Origin of the sequence: Streptomyces sp. YIM 98790, from assembly GCF_011421595.1 — a bacterium.
Taxonomy (GTDB): domain Bacteria; phylum Actinomycetota; class Actinomycetes; order Streptomycetales; family Streptomycetaceae; genus Streptomyces.
Window position 1 is genome coordinate 1 of record NZ_WTLH01000133.1, and the last position, 17,156, is coordinate 17,156.

A 17,156-nucleotide genomic window follows, 5' to 3' on the forward strand; every position below is an offset into this window, starting at 1 on the left:
CTCCCCGCTCGACGCCGCCGCTGCCGCCCGGACCGCGGCCCCGTGCCGCGGCCGAGCCGGGCCGCAGCCCGTCCAGGAAGCGGCTGGGGCGGCGGCTCGCCCGCCCGCCCGGGGAGCGGGCCAGCGCCCAGGAGAGGGTCAGATGCTTCCGGGCCCGGGTGACGCCGACGTAGAGCAGCCGGCGCTCCTCCTCGATCTGCTCCGGGGTCCTGGCGTGGGTGATGGGCAGCATGCCGTCGGTCAGCCCGACCAGGAAAACCGCATCCCACTCCAGGCCCTTGGCGGCGTGCAGGGAGGCCAGGGTGACGCCGTCCAGCGCCGGGGCGTGCTGGACCCGGGCCCGCTCCTCCAGCTCGGTGACGAACTCGGCCAGCCCGGCCGCCGGATGCCCGGCGGCGAAGTCCTCGGCGAGCCGCACCAGAGCGCGCAGCGACTCCCAGCGGTCCCGCACCGCACCGGTGCCGCCCGGTGGTTCCGGGCTCCAGCCCTGGGCGGCCAGCACCGCGCCCACCTGCTCGGGCAGCGTGACCGCACCGGCCAGGGCGGTGTCGTTGGCGCCTCCCGCGCGGGCCGCGCCGCGCAGCGCCAGCCCGGCCTGCCGGACCTCGGCCCGCTCGAAGAACCGCTCGGCGCCCTTCATCTGATAGGGCACCCCGGCGTCGGCCAGGGCCTGTTCGTAGATCTCCGACTGGGCGTTGATCCGGTACAGGACGGCGATCTCACCGGCCGGGGTGCCGGCCCGGATCAGATCGCGCACGGTGGCGGCGGTGGCCTCGGCCTCGGCCGGTTCGTCCCGGTGTTCGGTGAAGACCGGCTCGGGGCCGGGCGGGCGCTGGGAGACCAGCTCCAGCCGGTGCTCTGCGGCCCGGCCGGCGGCCTGGGCGAGCAGGCCGTTGGCCAGATGGACCACCTGGGGGGTGGAGCGGTAGTCCCGGACCAGCTTCACCACCGTGGCGCCGGGGTGCCGGGTGCGGAAGTCGAGCAGGAAGTCGGGGGTGGCGCCGGTGAAGGAGTAGATGGTCTGGCCGGCGTCCCCCACCACGCAGATGCTGTCCCGCTCGCCGAGCCACAGCTCCAGCAGCCGCTGCTGGAGCGGGCTGACGTCCTGGTACTCGTCGACCACGAAGTGCTGGTACTGGCGGCGCACGGTGTCCGCGATGTCCTGCCGGTCCTGGAGGATGCCGACGGTGAGCAGCAGCACGTCCTCGAAATCAATGGTGTCGCGGTCCCGCTTGAGCTGCTCGTAGGTGCTGTAGATGCGGGCGGTCTCGGCCGGGTCGCGCGGGGCCTCCCGGCCGGCCTTGACCAGCGCGGCCGGATAGTCCTCCGGGACGGTCTGGGTGAGCTTGGCCCACTCGATCTCGGAGGTGACATCGCGCAGCTCGGCCCGCTCCAGCCGGATCCGGCTGCGCGCCGCGGCCTCCGCGACCAGCTGGACCTTGCGCTCCAGCAGCCGCGGCGGCTCGCCGCCCACCGCCCGGGGCCAGAAGAACTGGAGCTGGCGCAGGGCCGCGGAGTGGAAGGTCCGGGCCTGGACGCCCTCGGCACCCAGGGAGCGCAGCCGGCCGCGCATCTCCCCGGCGGCCCGGTTGGTGAAGGTGACGGCGAGCACACTGGCCGGCGGCAGCACGCCGCTGCGGACCCCGTAGGCGATGCGGTGCGTGATGGCCCTGGTCTTGCCGGTACCGGCACCGGCCAGCACGCAGACCGGGCCGCGCAGGGTGGTGGCGACCTCGCGCTGCTCGGGATCGAGCCCTTCGAGCACCGCGTCGGGATCGGCGGGGCGGGAACCGGGAGGAGGCACTGCTGCTGTCACCCGGCCCATGCTGCCAGGTCTCGCCGCCGCCCCGGGCCACGTTGTCCACAGCCGCAGACGATTGTCATACCGCCACCCGGGGCGGGACACTGCGGACACGGCTGCGCGGGCAGCCGCAGAAGCACCGGGCGGGAATGGCCACGGCGCGGGCGGCGTTCCCGGGGAGGCAATCGCGCCCCCGCACGGGGGCTGATGGGCGGTACCGCTCCGCCGGGGCCGCCGGGATCACCGCCGACCGACACGGAAGGACGTCGAGGCACATGCAGGGCACGGTGACGATGTACAGCACCTCGTGGTGCGGCTACTGCCGCCGGCTGAAGGGCCAGCTCGACCGGGAGGGCATTCTCTACACCGAGGTCAACATCGAGGAGGACCCGGACGCCGCGGCCGTCGTCGAACGGGCCAACAACGGCAACCAGACCGTGCCGACGCTGATCTTCGCCGACGGCAGCACGCTGACCAATCCGAGCGTCGCCCAGGTCAAGGCCAAGCTGGCCGTCTGAGACGCTCCCGCCCGGCGCCGGGCGTCACGGGCGCGCCCGGCCGCCGCCCGGGGCCGGGGCCGGGGTGGGCAGCGGCTTGCCGTACCACAGCTCCAGCAGGTGGGAGGCGATCGAGATCCGGTAGGGCGGCAGGATCTCGCCGGACTCGATGCCCGCCCGCAGCTCCTCCCGGGAGAACCAGCGGGCCTGCTCGATCTCATCGCCGTCGATGTGCAGCTCGGTGGAGCCGGCGGCCCGGGTGAGGAAGCCCAGCATCAGGGAGGACGGGAACGGCCAGGGCTGGCTGGCCACGTACTGCACGTCCGTCACCACGATGCCGGCCTCCTCGGCGACCTCGCGGATCACCGCGGCCTCCAGGGATTCGCCCGGCTCCACGAAACCCGCCAGGGTGGACCAGCGGCCCGGCGGCCAGTGCACCTGGCGCCCCAGCAGCGCCCGGTCCTCGGCATCCGTCACCAGCATGATCACCGCCGGGTCGGTGCGCGGGTAGTGCTCGGCGCCGCACGCCGGGCAGCGGCGGATGTGGCCGGCCGCGGCGATCACCGTGCGCTCGCCGCAGCGCGAGCAGAAGCGGTGCATGCGCTGCCAGTTCTCCAGCGCCACGGCGTGCACCAGCAGTTCCTGGTCACGCTCGTCGAGCAGGGCCGCGGCCTCGCGCAGCCCGGCCGGGCGGGCGGTGTCGTCCATCCGTCCGGGCAGGCTGTCCTTCTGCAGGGCGAAGTAGCGCACCCCGTCCGCGTCCTGGCCCAGGAAGTAGCGGTGGGCCTCGGTCAGCGGCGCGTCGAAGGACGGGGTCGTCACCAGTTCGGTGCGCCCGTCGGGCCCGTCCTCGACCAGGGCCTGGCCGCCGGAGACCACGAAGACCCGCGTGGTGGGGTGGCTCCAGGCGGCCGCCAGCCAGACCTCGTCCAGCCGGCGGCCGGAGCAGCGGTCGATCCCCCCGGTGCCGGTGAGAAGGACCGGCTGGACGGCATTGTCCGAGTGCGTACCCATACCGGCAAGCCTAGCCGGGCGCGTTCACCGACCAGGACGTGTCCCCTTGCAGGATGCGCTCCAGGCCGGTGCGGTCGGGCAGGGCGTAGGGGCGGACCAGCTCGCCGGTGCGGACGTAGAGGAACGCCGCGGAGATCTGGTTCAGCGGCACATTGCACCGCTCGGACCAGGCCACCCGGTAGATGGCGAGCTGGAGCGGGTCGGCGTTCTGGTCGCGGCCGGTCTTCCAGTCGATGATCTCGTAGCGGTCGCCGTCCCGGTAGACGGCGTCCATCCGGCCGCGGATGGTGTGCCCGGCCAGGCGGAGCTGGAAGGGGACCTCCACCCGGTGGGGGGTGCGGCGGGCCCAGGGCGTGCGCAGGAACGCCTCCTTGAGCGCCTCCAGGTCCCGCTCGTCGCGGACCTCCTGGTCCTGGTCCGGCTCGGCGCCGGACTCGTCGCCGCCGGGCAGCTCGTCCAGGCCGAGCAGGGGCAGGGCCAGCTCCTCGAAGCGGGACTCCACCCAGGCGTGGAAGCGGGTGCCGCGCCGGGCGGCGGGCTGCGGCGGGCGCGGCATCGGGCGGGCCAGGTCGCGGGCCAGGCTGTCGGGGTCGGCGGCCAGCCGCTGGAGCTGGGAGGCGGAGAGCGAGACCGGCAGCGGCACCTCGCGCACCCGCTGCCGGGAACGGCGCAGCTCGGTGGCGAGGACCTCCAGATCGCGGTCCCAGGAGGCCGCCGTCCGCTGTTCCTCCGGCGTCAGCCCCTCGGCCTCGCGCTCCTCGTCCGGCGGCCCGTCCCCGCCGCCGTCCCCGCCGCCGTCCCCGCGGTCGTCCCCGCCGCCGTCCCCCGCGGGTCCTGCCGGGGCGGCGGCCGGGCCGGGGGCCTGGCGGGGCGTCTGGTGAGGGATCGGCGGCAGCGCGCGGAGTTCGGCGAGCACCAGCTCCGCGGCCTCACGGCGACGGCGGGCGGCGTCCTCGTCCAGCGGCATCGGCCACAGCAGTTCTTCCCGCTCCTCGGCCAGCACCGGGTTCTCGGCCCCCGCCGGGGGCTCCTCGGCCCAGACCTCGATCTCGCCCGCGGCGGGTTCGCTCTCGCAGTACCCGCGGAGCATCTCCAGGTAGGGGGAAGGGACACGGGGGCGCTTCTGCTCCGGACCCCAGCGGTGGCCCGAGGCCAGCAGCAGCGAGCGGGGACGGGTGACGGCCACGTAGGCGAGGCGGAGTTCCTCCAGCGCGGTGTGGGTCCGCTCCTGGTCGTGGTAGGACTCCAGCCCCTCGGGCGACCACTCGGCGACCGCCGGCTGGGTGGCGGCGTCGCCGCGCAGCGGCGCGGGCAGGGTGTGCGCGTACTTCAGCCAGGACTCCTGGACCCGGGTGGAGGGGAAGCCGCCGCGCCCCTCGTACAGCCCCGGCAGGGCCACCACGTCCCATTCCAGGCCCTTGGCCCGGTGCGCGGTGAGCACCTTGACGGTGTTCTCGCCGCTGCCGGCCGCCGGCAGGGTGGAGTCCAGCCCGTTGTCGTGCTCCTCGGCGGCCCGCAGGTAGGCCAGGAAGGCGGGCAGTGTGGCGTCCTGGTCCAGTGCGGTGCGGCGGCGGCCGGAGGCGAAGTCGGCCGCCACCGCCAGGAACGCGTCCAGGGTCTCGCGGCGCCGGGCGGCCAGCGCCTGCGGCGAGGCGGCCAGCTCGATGTCCAGCCCGGTGACGGACAGCACCCGGTGCAGGGTGTCCATCAGCGGATCGCTCAGCGAGCGCCGCAGCTCGCGCAGTTCGGCGGCGAGGTGGGCGAACCGGATGCGGGCCTCGTCGGAGAACGGCAGCCCGTCGTCGGGCTCGCGGACGTCGCCCCCGGCGAAGGTGTCCAGGGCGTCGGCCAGCGAGACGGTCTCGGTGGGGTCGGCCCCCGCGGCGGCGTCGCGCAGCGGGTCCCGGCCCTCCTCCTCCGGCCCGGCGCGGCGGACCATCTCGCGGGCCCGGCGGCCCAGCATGGCCAGGTCGCGCGGGCCGATCCGCCAGCGGGGGCCGCTGAGCAGCCGCACCAGCGGGCCGTTGGCCGTCGGGTCGGCCAGCACCCGGCAGACGGCCACCAGGTCGGCCACCTCCGGCAGGTGCAGCAGCCCGGACAGGCCGACGATCTCCGCCGGGATGCGGCGCTCGCTCAGCACCCGCTGGATCTCCGGGAAGTCCCGGGCGGTGCGGCAGAGCACGGCGATGCCGCCCGGCGGGGTGCCGGTGGCGATCAGGTGGGCGATGCCGTCGGCCAGCCAGTGGAGTTCCTCGCGCTGGGTGGGGTGCAGGGCGACCCGGATGCGGCCGTCCGTCTCCTGGCCGTCGGCCGGGCGCAGCGGGGCGGTGCCGGGGTGGTGGGCGCGCAGCGGGGCGGCGAGGCGGTTGGCCAGGGTGAGCAGCCGGCCGCCGCTGCGGCGGTTCTCGCTGAGGGTGAAGCGGGTGGCGGGGGTGCCGTCGGCGTGCGGGAAGTGGCCGGGGAACTCGTCCAGGTTGGCCACGGAGGCGCCGCGCCAGCCGTAGATGGCCTGGCAGGGGTCGCCGACCGCGGTGACGGGGTGGCCGGTGCCGCCGCCGAACAGGCCGGAGAGCAGGATGCGCTGGGCGACCGAGGTGTCCTGGTACTCGTCGAGCAGGACCACGGCGTACCGCTCGCGCAGTGCCCGGCCGGTCTCGGGGGTGTCCCGGGCCAGGCGGGCGGAGAGCGCGATCTGGTCCCCGAAGTCGAGCAGGTCACGGGCGCGCTTGCGGGTGCGGTACTCCTCGACCAGGGACAGCAGCTGGAGCCGGCCGCGGGCGGCCTCGGCGGTGCGGGCCAGTTCGTCCCGCTCCTTCTTGCGCAGCCGGCGGGGCCGGCCGCGGGTGCCGTCGGCCGCGGGGACGAGGGCGTCCGGGTCCGGCAGCCGTTCGGGCAGCGCCTGGTCGAACCGGCGCAGCCGGTCCGGTTCCACCAGGTGTTCGGACAGCGCCCCCTCCAGGCGGATCAGATCGCCGACCAGGTCGGTGAAGCGGCGGGGGGCGCCGGAGAGGCTGGTGGGTGCGGCGAACGCGGCCGGGGCGGACCGCAGCACCTCGGCGGCGAGCTGGAACCGGGAGGCGTCGGCGAGCAGTTGCGAGGCGGGTTCGATGCCGATGCGCAGCCCGTGCTCGGTGAGCAGCCGCCCGGCGAAGGCGTGGTAGGTGGAGATCTCCGGCTCGCCCGGCGGGGTGTCCTGCTCCTCGGTGTGCCCGGCGGCGTGCCCGCCCGGGGCCGCGGGCGGGGACGGCGGCCCGGCGGGTCCGGGCGGGTCGAGCACTCCGGCCCTGCGCAGCGCAAGCGTCACCCGCTCGGCGAGTTCACCGGCGGCCTTGTTGGTGAAGGTCAGGCCCAGCACCTGCTCCGGGGCGACCTGGCCGGTGGCGACCAGCCACACCACCCGGGCGGCCATCACCGTGGTCTTTCCCGATCCGGCACCGGCCACGATGACCTGCGGTGCGAGCGGTGCGGTGATGCAGGCCAGCTGCTCGGGGGTGAACGGGATCCCGAGCAGCTCCTTCAGCTCCTCGGGATCCCGCAGGCGTACGGGACCGGCGGCCGGCCGGCTCGGCGAAGGTGACACGCCGCATGAGGCTAGTACCCCGCGCCGACACCACCGGCAGCGGCGGCAGCGGCCGGGCCGCCGGCCCGGGACGGGTCACTGCTGGCTCAGCGAGTCCATGTCGACGTAGTCGTCCTCGGCGGGGGCGCTGAAGGTGAACTTCTTGTTGAAGTCGCCCAGGTCGATCTGGCCGGGCTCGTCCCCGCCCTCCTGCATCACCCGCACGATGTAGGCGTCGTCGGAGTTGGCCACGTAGACGTCGGTGGTCTCGTCGTCCTCGGTGACGGTCAGCTTGACGGTGGAGCGGCCGTTGACCTTGCCGCCGTCGGTGACCTCCATCTTCTCGTCGCCGGAGTCGTCGTTCATGCTGTCCAGGAGGTCTTCCAGGGCACAGATGTCGCCGAAGCCGCTGTCCCCGGAGGTCCGCATCCAGCGGCCGGCCACCAGATCGTTCATGGCGGCGCCGTCCGCGCCCTGGGCGTCCCAGAAGGCGTCGCTGGCCTTCATGTAGGAGTAGTCGCCGACCTGGATGAACTCCATCTCCTGGTCGTCGATCGCCACGGTGCCGGAGCACTCGCCGTCCGTGGTGAGCGAGACGTCGAGCTTCATCAGGCCCTCTTCCTGGGTGATCTCGCCCTTCATGGTGAGGGAGTCCAGGTTCTTCATGGACTCCTGCGCCTTCTCGGCGACCTCCTCGGCGGCCAGGCCGTCCAGCGCACCGCCGTCGCTGCCGCAGGCGGCCGTGCCGGTCAGCAGAAGGGCGGTGGCAGCAGCCGTGATCAGGGCTTTCTTCGGGTTGGCAGGCATCAGTGCTCTCCTAGCGGCGTGCTCGTCCGGTCGTTCCGGGAGATTTTCGCCCCCAGATCCGATCACACCGCTCTGACATGTGAGACGGCGGGTCCGGTTCCCGGGCGGTCCGGGCCTTTGCCGTGCCGTTGCCGAACCGTGCCCCGGCCGCCCCGCGGGGCCGGGGGCCCGCCGAGTCACTCGACGGTCTGGCGGCCCTCGGGGTGGCCCGAGCAGGCGGTGCGGAAGGAGCAGGTGCCGCAGTGGTCGCCGGGCGCCGGACCGAACCGTTCGTCCAGCACCCGGCCGGCCGCCTCGGCCAGCACCTCCCGGATCCGGGCCTCGCCCTCGCCCTCCAGCGGCGGCTGGCGGCGCACCGCGGGCAGGGTGTCGCCGCCGTCGCGCTGCGCCGCTCCGGCGCGGAGGTAGACGAGTTCGGCGCCGCCGAGCCGGCCGGCGCTGTCCGCGCCGGCGTCCGCGCCGGCGCCCGGGCGGTCCTCCCCGGGGTCCGTGCCGGTGCCCGCCCCGGCCACGGCGAGCTGGTAGACCGCGAGCTGGGGATGGCGGGCGGCCTCCGGGCCGGTGGCGGGGGTGCGGGCGGTCTTGAAGTCCACCACGTACACCCGGCCCTCGGTGTCCCGGTCGATGCGGTCCCAGGTGCCGCGGATGCGCACCTCCACCTGGCCGGCCGGCAGCGTGACTTCGAAGCCCTGCTCCGAGGCGACGGGCAGCCGCCCGGCGTCCCGGTGCTGGACGTGCCAGGCGAGGAAGCGCTCCAGCGCGGCGCGGGCGTCCTCGCGCTCCTGCCGCGACTGCCAGGGGGCCTCGAACACCAGCGAGTCCCAGACCCCGTCCAGCCGGGACATCAGCACGTCCAGGTCGGCCGGGGTCGCGCCGGAGGCCACCTCGTCGGCCAGCACGTGCAGCACGCTGCCGAAGCTCTGCGCGGTGCCGGGCGGCCCCTCGGCATGCACCTCCCGGCCCAGGAACCAGCGCAGCGAGCAGACCTCCGCGAGCTGTTCCAGCGCGCTCCCGGTGAGCGCCACCGGCCGCTCCGGGTCCCGGACCGGCACCGGCCCGCGGGACAGTTCGCGCAGCCCCCACCAGCGCTGCGGATGGGCACCGGGCACCATCGGGCTGCCGTCCTCGTCGCGCAGCGCGGCCAGCCTGGCCAGCCGCCGGGCCGCCGCCCGGCGCAGCGCCGGGGAGGCCTCCGGGTCCACGGTGGTGGCGCGCAGCTCGGCCACCAGGGCGGGCACCGCCAGCGGGCGGCGCGGCCGGCCGGAGACGTCCTCCGGCTCGGTGCCCAGCTCGGTGAGGAAGCGGGAGGGCTGGTCGCCGTCGTCGCCGCCGCGCACCGCGGTGACGACCAGCCGGTCCCGGGCCCGGGTGCAGGCCACGTAGAACAGCCGCCGCTCCTCGGCCAGCAGGGCGGCGGAGCTCATCGGCGGGGCGAGGCCGTCCCGGCCGATGCGGTCGGCCTCCAGCAGCGAGCCGCGGCGGCGCAGGTCCGGCCACAGCCCCTCCTGCACCCCGGCCACCACCACCAGCCGCCACTCCAGGCCCTTGGAGCGGTGCGCGGTCATGAGCTGGACGGAGTCCGGGCGCACCGGGCGGGGGGTGCGGGTGTCGGCGGCGATGTCGTGCGACTCCAGCTCGGCGAGGAAGTTGAGCGCGCCGCGGCCGTGGCCGCGCTCCTCGGCCCGGGCGGCGGCGTCGAACAGGTCGCAGATGGCGTCCAGGTCGCGGTCGGCGTTGCGCCCGGCGGGCCCGCCGCGGTGGGCGGCACGGGCCAGCCGGTGCGGCCAGTCGGTGCCGTCCCACAGATCCCACAGCACGTCCTCGGCGCTGGCTCCGCCCTCCAGCCGCTCCCGGGCCTTGCGCAGCAGCCGGCCCAGCTTCTGGGCGCCGGCCGCGTAGGCCGGGTCGTGCGCGATCAGCCGCTCCGGCTCGGCCAGGGCACGGGCCACCAGCTCGTCCCAGGGCGCCGGGCGGGTGTGGCCGGCGGCGCGCTCCTCGGCGCGCAGCGCCCGGCCCAGGCGGCGCAGGTCGGTGGCGTCCATGCCGCCCAGCGGGGAGCCGAGCAGCGCGACGGCGGTCTCGGTGGTCAGGCCCTCGGGGCGGGCCACCGCGCGCAGCGCGGTGAGCAGCGGGGCCACGGCCGGTTCGTGGCGCAGCGGTACGTCGTCGCCGTCGGTGTGCACCGGGACGCCGGCCACGGTCAGGGCGCGGCGGACCGAGGGCAGGGTGCGGTGGCCGGCCCGGACCAGCACCGCCATCTCGCCCCACGGGATGCCGTCCTCCAGGTGGGCGCGGCGCAGCAGGTCGGCGATGTTGTCGAGCTCGGCGCCGGGGGTGGGGAAGGTCAGCACCCGTACGGTGCCGCCGGGCCGGGTGGCCCGCAGGTCGCGGTGGGCGCGCACGGCGTCGGCGGGCAGCCGGGTGAGCGGCATCCGGCGGGTCACCAGGCGGGTGGCGGCCAGCAGGTTCGCGCCGCTGCGGCGGGAGGTGCGCAGCACCGCGACCGGCGCGGGGCTGCCGTCCGGGGAGCGGAAGGTGTCGCGGAAGCCGAGGATGCCGTTGATGTCGGCGCCGCGGAAGGCGTAGATCGACTGGTCCGGGTCGCCGAAGACCACCAGGTCACGGCTTGTCCCGCGCCCGCGCCCGCGGGACGCGGGGGACGCGTCCGCGCCGGCCAGTGCGCGCAGCAGCCGCACCTGGGCAGGGTCGGTGTCCTGGTACTCGTCCACGAAGACCGCGTCGTAGGCCTCACGGATGCGGCGGGCGGTGCCGGCGGCCTCCGGGCTGTCCCCGGCGCCCTCGGCGAGCCGGACCGCGCGGTGCACCAGCTCGGTGTAGTCGATCACCCCCTGCTGCTCGGTGACGTCCAGGTACTCGGCGATGAAGCGGGCGGCGGCGTACCAGTCGGGGCGGCCGGTGCGGTGCGCGAAGCCGCCCAGGGTGCCCGGGTCCAGGCCCAGCTCCCGGGTGCGGGCCAGCACCGCGCGCAGTTCGTCGGCCAGGCCCCGGGTGGTCAGGCAGGCGCGCAGGTCCGGCGGCCAGTCGATGCCGCGTCCGGCGCGCGCCAGCTCCGGCTGGCCGGCCAGCAGCTCCCGCAGGTAGAGGTCCTGCTCCGGGCCGGAGAGCAGACGCGGCGGCTCGGCGTACAGGGAGCGGTCGGAGTGGGCGCGCAGCAGGGCGTAGCCGAAGGAGTGGAAGGTGGTGGCGCGCGGGGCGCGCTCGGCCAGCCGTTCGGTCATCCGGTCGCGCAGCTCGACCGCGGCCTTGCGGCTGAAGGTGAGGACGAGAATCCGCTCAGGATCAGTCCCACGGTGGACGCGCGCGGCCACCGCCTCCACCAGAGTGGTGGTCTTGCCGGTGCCGGGACCGGCGAGGACCAGCAGCGGTCCCCCGGTGTGCTCAACCACCCGGCGCTGGTGTGCGTCCACCGTGGGGAGACCGGCGGCACCGGCGGGCGGCCGGTGGCGCACCAGTCGGTACGCCCCGGGGTCGACGGGGCGCGGGGCGGGTTCCGCGGCTGGTATGTCGGGTGACGGGACAGAGAGGCTCACGTGCATCGCAGGTTCTCGCGGGGGCTCCCCGCTCGGGGGGAGGACGGTGCAGCCGACGGTACGCCAGGGAGCGGCACCGCCGCAGCCCTCTTCCGGCGCGCCGGGGGCGGTCCGGCCGGGCCTCCGGTTGGAAGTGCACCCGCACCATGGCGGAAGCTGGGGGGTGTGAGCCGCAGTCGTCCGTGTGGAGCGGGCCGGCGTCCGGGACGGAGCCGCCGGTCAGCCGCGGCCCGCGTGGTCCGCGTGGTCCGCATGGGCTTCCCCGGGGCCGGGACCGGCCCAGCGCGCCCGGCGCATGTCGATCCGCCGGGTGCCGCCGGCGCGGGCCGTGGTGCCGTCCGGGCCGCGGCGCAGCGGGGTGCCCTCGGCGCGGTAGTGCTCCAGGGCCTCCCGTTCGTGGCCGGGCAGCAGGGTGCCGTCCGCGCGCACCACCCGCCACCAGGGCACGGCGCCGCCGTACCGGGCCATCACCGTGCCGACCTGGCGGGGCCCGCCCTCGCCGAGCAGGGCCGCGATGTCGCCGTAGGTGGCGACCCGGCCGGGCGGGATGTCCTCGACAACGGTCAGCACCCGCTCCGCGTAGTCCGGCAGCCGGTGCGGCACCGCCGCGGAGGGGCCGGCGGAATCCCCGGCTCCGGTGGCGTGGTGGGCGGCCATGCCGACCATGGTGCCGCACCGGGAGAGCCGTCGTGTCACTATCGTCCCGGCGGTGAGCAGTGATACGGGGCGAAGAGTCGACACGACGGGACGGCGAGCGGACTGAGGAGCAGCCTCACTCCGCGGCCGGCCCTGCCCGCCCGCCGCTCGCGGCCGACGGCCCGGACCCGGCCTCGCGGGACGGCGCCGCCCGGCCCCGGGAGGGCCGGAGCGGGCACTCCCCCCGCGGCACGGAGCCGGACGCGTACGGCCCCCCGGCCGCTGCGGACGACGACACCGGTCCGGACAACGGCACCGGGAGCTCCCCGGAGGGCGCCCGCCGCTCCCCCGCCGGGCAGCCGGCTCCCGGTGCCGCGGGCAGCGGGGGCTCCCCGGCCCTCGGGGAGCGGGTGCTGGGCGACGAGCCGCTGCTCGCCGCCCGGGTGCACCGTCCGGCCGATCTGATGCGGATGCTGTTCGGGCTGCTGGGCATCGCCCTGGTGCTGGCCGTCGCCGCGTTCGCGATCGGCACCACCAAGGGCCTGGAGGAGGACATCGGCGAGGCAGCCCAGTCCGCCCCGCCGCTGGTGATCAGCTTCGCCGGGATGATCTCCAGCATCGCGGTGCTGGTGGTCCCGGTGGCCTTCGCCGTGGAACGGCTGATCAAACGGGACGGACTGCGGATCGCCGACGGCGTGCTGGCCGCCGTGCTGGCGCACGGCGTCTCCCTCTCCTTCGGCCTGTGGGTGGCCCGGATGGCGCCGCGCGAGGTGCAGGATGCGCTGACCAGCCGGATCGCCGACGGCACGGCCACCGAGGCGGTGCACGGCTATCTGGCGCCGATCATCGCCTACATGACCGCGGTGGGCATGGCGCACCGCCCGCGCTGGCGGGTGCTGATGTGGGCGGTACTGGTGCTGGACGCGGTCTCCGTGCTGGTGGCCGACCACAGCACCCCGTTCTCCATCCTGGTCACCGTGCTGATCGGCTGGACCGTGGCGTACGGCACGCTCTACGCGGTCGGCACCCCCAATGTGCGCCCCACCGGGCAGCAGCTGCTGGCCGGCCTGCGGCACGTCGGCTTCCGCCCGGTCACCGCGATGCGCGCGGAGGACCCGGCCGAGGCCGCCCCGGCCGGCGAGGGCGACCGGGAGCGGGAGGACGCGCCCCGCCGCTATCTGGTCACCCTGGAGTCCGGTCCGCCGCTGGACGTGATCGTGGTGGACCGCGGCCAGCAGGCCCAGGGCTTCTTCTACCGGCTGTGGCGCCGGCTGGCGCTGCGCGGCCTGCACCAGCGGCGCAGCCTCCAGTCGCTGCGCCAGGCCCTGGAACAGGAGGCCCTGGTCTCCTACGCGGCCATCGCCGCCGGGGCCAACGCCCCCCGGCTGATCGCCGCCAACGATCTCGGCCCGGACGCGGTGATGCTGGTCTACGAGCACATCGGCGGCCGGGTCCTGGACGCGGTGCCCGAGGACGAGATCACCGACGAGCTGATGCGCAACACCTGGCAGCAGGTGCGGGCGCTGCAGGCCCGGCGCATCGCCCACCGGCAGCTGGTCGGCGGCTCCCTGCTGCTGGACCGCTCCGGCCGGGTCTTTCTCACCGACCTCGGCGGCGGCGAGATCGCCGCCGGCGAGCTGCTGCTGCGCATGGACGTGGCCCAGCTGCTGACCACCTTCGGGCTGCGCGTCGGCGCCCGGCGCTCGGTGGCCGCCGCCGTGGACGTGCTCGGGCCGGACGCGGTGGCGGACGCCCTGCCGCTGCTCCAGCCGATCGCGCTGTCCCGCTCCACCCGGCAGACGCTGCGCCAGCTGGGCCGGGAGCGGGCGCAGCGCGAGCGCCAGGTGGTGCTGGACGCCTCCCGCGCCTACCGGGAGGCCGGGGGCACCCTGCCGGAGGGGGCGGACCGCAAGACGGTACGGGCCGCCCGGCAGGCCGAGAAGAACGCCATGGAGGAGGCGCTGGCGCACGCCAAGGAGCCGGATCTGCTCTCCGAGATCCGCAACGAGGTGCTGCGCATCCGGCCGCAGGCGCCGGTGGAGCCGGCCCGGCTGGAGCGGGTCCGGCCGCGCACCCTGGTCAGCCTGATCGCCGGGGTGTTCGCCGCGTATGTGCTGCTGTCGCAGATCACCAACGTGAACATCACCGAGGAGGTGGCCGGCGCCAACTGGGGCTGGGTGGTCGCGGCCCTGGCGTTCTCCGCGCTGACCTACTTCGCCGCCGCGCTCGGGCTGCTGGGCTTCGTGCCGGAGAAGGTGCCCTATCTGCGGACCGTGCTGGCGCAGGTGGCCGGCTCGTTCGTGAAGCTGGTGGCGCCGGCCGCGATCGGCGGGGTGGCGCTGAACACCCGGTACCTGCAGCGCTCCGGGGTGCGGCCCGGGCACGCGGTGGCCAGCGTGGGCGCCCACCAGCTTTTCGGCTTCGCCAGTGCCATCACGCTGCTGTTCGCCTTCGCCTACATCACCGGCACCCAGCATGCCCCCACCCAGCTCTCGCCCTCTCCCACGGTGATCGCCGGGCTGCTGACCGTGGCGGTGGCGGTGCTGATCATCACCGCCGTGCCCGGCCTGCGGCGGTTCCTCTCCGAGCGGATCAACGTGCTGTTCGCCGGGGTGGTGCCGCGCATGCTGGACGTGGTGCAGCAGCCGCGCAAGCTGCTCAGCGGGCTGGGCGGCACGGTGGCCATGACCTTCGCCTTCGTGCTGTGCCTGGACGCCTCGGTGCGGGCCTTCGGCGGGGAGCTGGGCCTGGCCGCCGTGGCCGTGGTCTTCCTGGCGGGCAACGCGCTGGGGTCGGCCGCGCCCACTCCGGGTGGCCTGGGCGCGGTGGAGGCGGCCATGGTGGCGGGCCTGATCGCGCTGGGCGTTCCCAAGGAGACGGCCACGCCGGCGGTGCTGCTGTTCCGGCTGGTGACCTTCTGGCTGCCGGTGCTGCCCGGCTGGGTGTGCTTCACGCATCTGACCCGGCGGGGCAACCTCTGAGCGGTCCCGGGCGGCCTGCGCCGGGCCCGCAGCCTGCCCGCCCGGGTCCGTCCGGGTCCGTCCCGGTCCGGGAGCGACCGGACAGGTGAGGGCGAAGGATCGCATATGCCCACCTGATCCGCCAGTACCGCTTGTTTTTGCGATGCGATCGGCCGTATCGTGCCGCATATGCGTTCATACTCCATCGGTCGTGCGGCGCGTCTGCTCGGCGTCAGCCCGGACACCGTGCGCCGCTGGGCCGATGCCGGGCGGCTGCCCACCAGCCGCGACCAGACGGGCAGGCGGCTGATCGAGGGCAAGGACCTGGCGGCCTTCGCGGTCGCACTGGCCTCCCTGGACGACAGCGGGGTGCCCGACACCGAGCCGTACACCAGCGCCCGCAACGCCTTCCCCGGCATCGTCACCGCGGTGCGGCTCGGCGATGTGGCCGCCCAGGTGGAGATCCAGGCCGGGCCGCACCGGCTGGTCTCCCTGCTGACCCGCGAGGCCGTGGAGGAACTCGGCCTGGAGGTCGGCGTGGAGGCCGTCGCCCGGGTCAAGGCCACCAGTGTGCACGTCGACCGGATCGACGAGGGCGGTGCCGGCCCGGGCGGCGGGCGGAACCGTTCCGGCGGCTCCGGGGGGCGGCCGTGACCGGTCCCGGGCGGGGGCGCCTGCTGGCCGCGCTGGCCGCGCTGCTGTTCCTGGCGCCGGCCGTGGTCACCGCGTGCGGCGGCCCGGACGGCGGGGACGACAGCACCGACACCACGATCACCGTGCTGGCCGCGGCCTCCCTCACCGATGTCCTCACCAAGGCCGGCCAGGTGTACGAGCAGGCCCACCCCGAGGTGGCGCTGCGGTTCTCCTTCGCCGGCTCCCAGGAACTGGTCGCCCAGGTCAAGCAGGGCCTGCCGGCCGACCTGGTGGCCACCGCGGACGGCGCCACCATGGCCGCGCTGGCCGGCCGCACCGGCCCGGCCACCGAACTGGCCCGGAACGAGCTGTGCATCGTCACCCTGCGCGGCAACCCGCACGGCATCACCGGGCTGTCCGGCCTGACCGACCCGGAGCTGTCGGTGGTGCTGGCCGCACCCGAGGTGCCGGCCGGGGCCTACAGCCGGCAGATCCTGGACCGGGTGGGCCTGACCGTGTCCCCCGTCTCGGAGGAGGCCAGCGTGCGGGCCGTGCTCTCCAAGGTGCTGCTGGGCGAGGCCGACGCGGGCATCGTCTACGTCACCGACGCCGTCTCGGCGGGCACCCGGCTGCACCGCGTGGCGATACCCGAGGAGCAGAACGTGGTCACCGCCTATCCGGCCGCGGTGCTCGACGAAGCGCCGCAGAAGGAGGCGGCCGAGGCGTTCCTGGCCTGGCTCGGCTCCGAACAGGCCGGCGCCCTCTTCCGGGAGGCGGGGTTCGCGCTGCCGTGATCCCGCGTCCGCTCCGCCGCCACCGCCGGTTCCGCGCCGCAGCCCGCGACCACGGCGGCCCGGCCGCCGGCCGCCCCGGGACCGGGACCGGAGCGCGCCGCCCGCTGGCACTGACCGCGCCGGCCGGCCTGGCGGTGCTGCTGCTGGCCGTGCCGCTGCTGGGCATCGTCACCCGGGCGCCCTGGTCGGAGCTGCCCGGGCGGCTCGGCTCGCCGGAGGTCTCCCAGGCGCTGGTGCTGTCGCTGGCGGTCTCCGGCTGGGCACTGCTGCTCTCCCTGCTGCTGGGCGTGCCGCTGGCCTGGGTGCTCGCCCGTACCTCGCTGCCCGGCAAGGCGCTGGTGCGTTCGCTGGTGCTGCTGCCCATGGTGCTGCCGCCGACCGTGGCCGGGGTGGCGCTGCTCCAGGGCTTCGGCCGCTCGGGGCTGCTGGGCGCGCCGCTGGAGCGGATCGGGATCGTGCTGCCGTTCTCCACGCCCGGTGCGGTGCTGGCCGCGACCTTCGTCTCGCTCCCGTTCATCGTGATCACGCTGGAGGGCGCGCTGGCCGGCCTGGACCCGCGGTACGAGGAGGCGGCGGCCACGATGGGCGCCGGGCCGCTGCAGAGCCTGCGCCATGTCACGCTGCCCATGGTGCTGCCCTCGCTGCTCGGCGGGGCCGCGCTGACCTGGGCACGGGCCCTGGGCGAGTTCGGTGCCACGCTGACCTTCGCGGGCAACCTGCCCGGGGTGACCCAGACCCTGCCGCTCCAGGTCTACCTGCTGCTCCAGGAGGATCCGGCCGGGGCGACCGCGGTGGCGCTGCTGCTGCTGGCGGTGGCGGCGGGCGTGCTGCTGGCGCTGCGCGGCCGCTGGCTGGCCGGCGCCACCCCGCCCCGCAGCTGAGCGCCCGTCCCCGCCGCTCCGGC

At 75.7% G+C, this 17,156-nt stretch carries 11 protein-coding genes; 5 read left to right on the forward strand and 6 right to left on the reverse strand.

The annotated features are described in order from the left end of the window. The coding region (locus GQS09_RS19975) for an ATP-dependent helicase (protein ID WP_165988218.1) at window positions 1-1,825 on the reverse strand (1,825 nt) is incomplete at its 3' end. A gap of 251 nt (window positions 1,826-2,076) precedes the next feature. On the opposite strand from GQS09_RS19975, the gene GQS09_RS19980 reads away from it, so the two are divergent. Then, the gene (locus GQS09_RS19980; RefSeq protein WP_165988220.1) at window positions 2,077-2,319 is read left to right on the forward strand and encodes a mycoredoxin; all 243 of its coding nucleotides are present in this window, start codon (window positions 2,077-2,079) and stop codon (window positions 2,317-2,319) included. Between the two features lie 24 nt (window positions 2,320-2,343). On the opposite strand, the gene nudC is transcribed toward GQS09_RS19980, so the two are convergent. The 5 genes from nudC to GQS09_RS20005 form a co-directional block, all read right to left on the reverse strand. Beyond that, entirely contained in the window at window positions 2,344-3,312 is a 969-nt protein-coding gene (nudC, locus tag GQS09_RS19985; RefSeq protein WP_165988223.1) for an NAD(+) diphosphatase, read from the reverse strand. 10 nt (window positions 3,313-3,322) lie between these two features. Further along, entirely contained in the window at window positions 3,323-6,892 is a 3,570-nt protein-coding gene (locus tag GQS09_RS19990) for an ATP-dependent DNA helicase (protein WP_165988225.1), read from the reverse strand. Between the two features lie 75 nt (window positions 6,893-6,967). After that, entirely contained in the window at window positions 6,968-7,678 is a 711-nt protein-coding gene (locus GQS09_RS19995) for a hypothetical protein (RefSeq protein ID WP_165988227.1), read from the reverse strand. Between the two features lie 176 nt (window positions 7,679-7,854). Then, window positions 7,855-11,235: an ATP-dependent DNA helicase gene (locus tag GQS09_RS20000; RefSeq protein ID WP_165988229.1), complete on the reverse strand. Its 3,381-nt coding sequence runs from the start codon at window positions 11,233-11,235 to the stop codon at window positions 7,855-7,857. Window positions 11,236-11,448: 213 nt separating this feature from the next. Next, window positions 11,449-11,886, reverse strand: a complete 438-nt coding sequence (locus tag GQS09_RS20005) for an MGMT family protein (protein WP_165988231.1) — start codon at window positions 11,884-11,886, stop codon at window positions 11,449-11,451. 59 nt (window positions 11,887-11,945) lie between these two features. Here GQS09_RS20005 and GQS09_RS20010 point away from each other — a divergent pair, with 59 nt between their 5' ends. The 4 genes from GQS09_RS20010 (at window position 11,946) to GQS09_RS20025 (ending at window position 17,133) form a co-directional block, all read left to right on the forward strand. Further along, a complete protein-coding gene (locus GQS09_RS20010) occupies window positions 11,946-14,846 on the forward strand; it encodes a flippase-like domain-containing protein (protein WP_313896232.1) in 2,901 nt (966 codons plus the stop codon). Window positions 14,847-15,014: 168 nt separating this feature from the next. Further along, the gene (locus GQS09_RS20015; protein ID WP_207958052.1) at window positions 15,015-15,479 is read left to right on the forward strand and encodes a molybdopterin-binding protein; all 465 of its coding nucleotides are present in this window, start codon (window positions 15,015-15,017) and stop codon (window positions 15,477-15,479) included. After that, window positions 15,476-16,252, forward strand: a complete 777-nt coding sequence (gene modA, locus GQS09_RS20020; protein ID WP_165988235.1) for a molybdate ABC transporter substrate-binding protein — start codon at window positions 15,476-15,478, stop codon at window positions 16,250-16,252. The genes GQS09_RS20015 and modA overlap by 4 nt, the downstream gene beginning before the upstream one ends. After that, entirely contained in the window at window positions 16,249-17,133 is an 885-nt protein-coding gene (locus GQS09_RS20025) for an ABC transporter permease (protein WP_399552567.1), read from the forward strand. Before modA ends, GQS09_RS20025 begins: the two co-directional genes overlap by 4 nt. Window positions 17,134-17,156 lie beyond the last annotated feature (23 nt).

Excerpts from the sequence above, each read along its gene's own strand:
- GQS09_RS19980 (WP_165988220.1), top strand. The coding sequence starts at position 2,077 with ATGCAGGGCACGGTGACGATGTACAGCACCTCGTGGTGCGGCTACTGC.
- nudC (WP_165988223.1), bottom strand. The coding sequence starts at position 3,312 with ATGGGTACGCACTCGGACAATGCCGTCCAGCCGGTCCTTCTCACCGGC.
- GQS09_RS19995 (WP_165988227.1), bottom strand. The coding sequence starts at position 7,678 with ATGCCTGCCAACCCGAAGAAAGCCCTGATCACGGCTGCTGCCACCGCC.
- GQS09_RS20000 (WP_165988229.1), bottom strand. The coding sequence starts at position 11,235 with ATGCACGTGAGCCTCTCTGTCCCGTCACCCGACATACCAGCCGCGGAA.
- GQS09_RS20005 (WP_165988231.1), bottom strand. The coding sequence starts at position 11,886 with ATGGCCGCCCACCACGCCACCGGAGCCGGGGATTCCGCCGGCCCCTCC.
- GQS09_RS20015 (WP_207958052.1), top strand. The coding sequence starts at position 15,015 with ATGCGTTCATACTCCATCGGTCGTGCGGCGCGTCTGCTCGGCGTCAGC.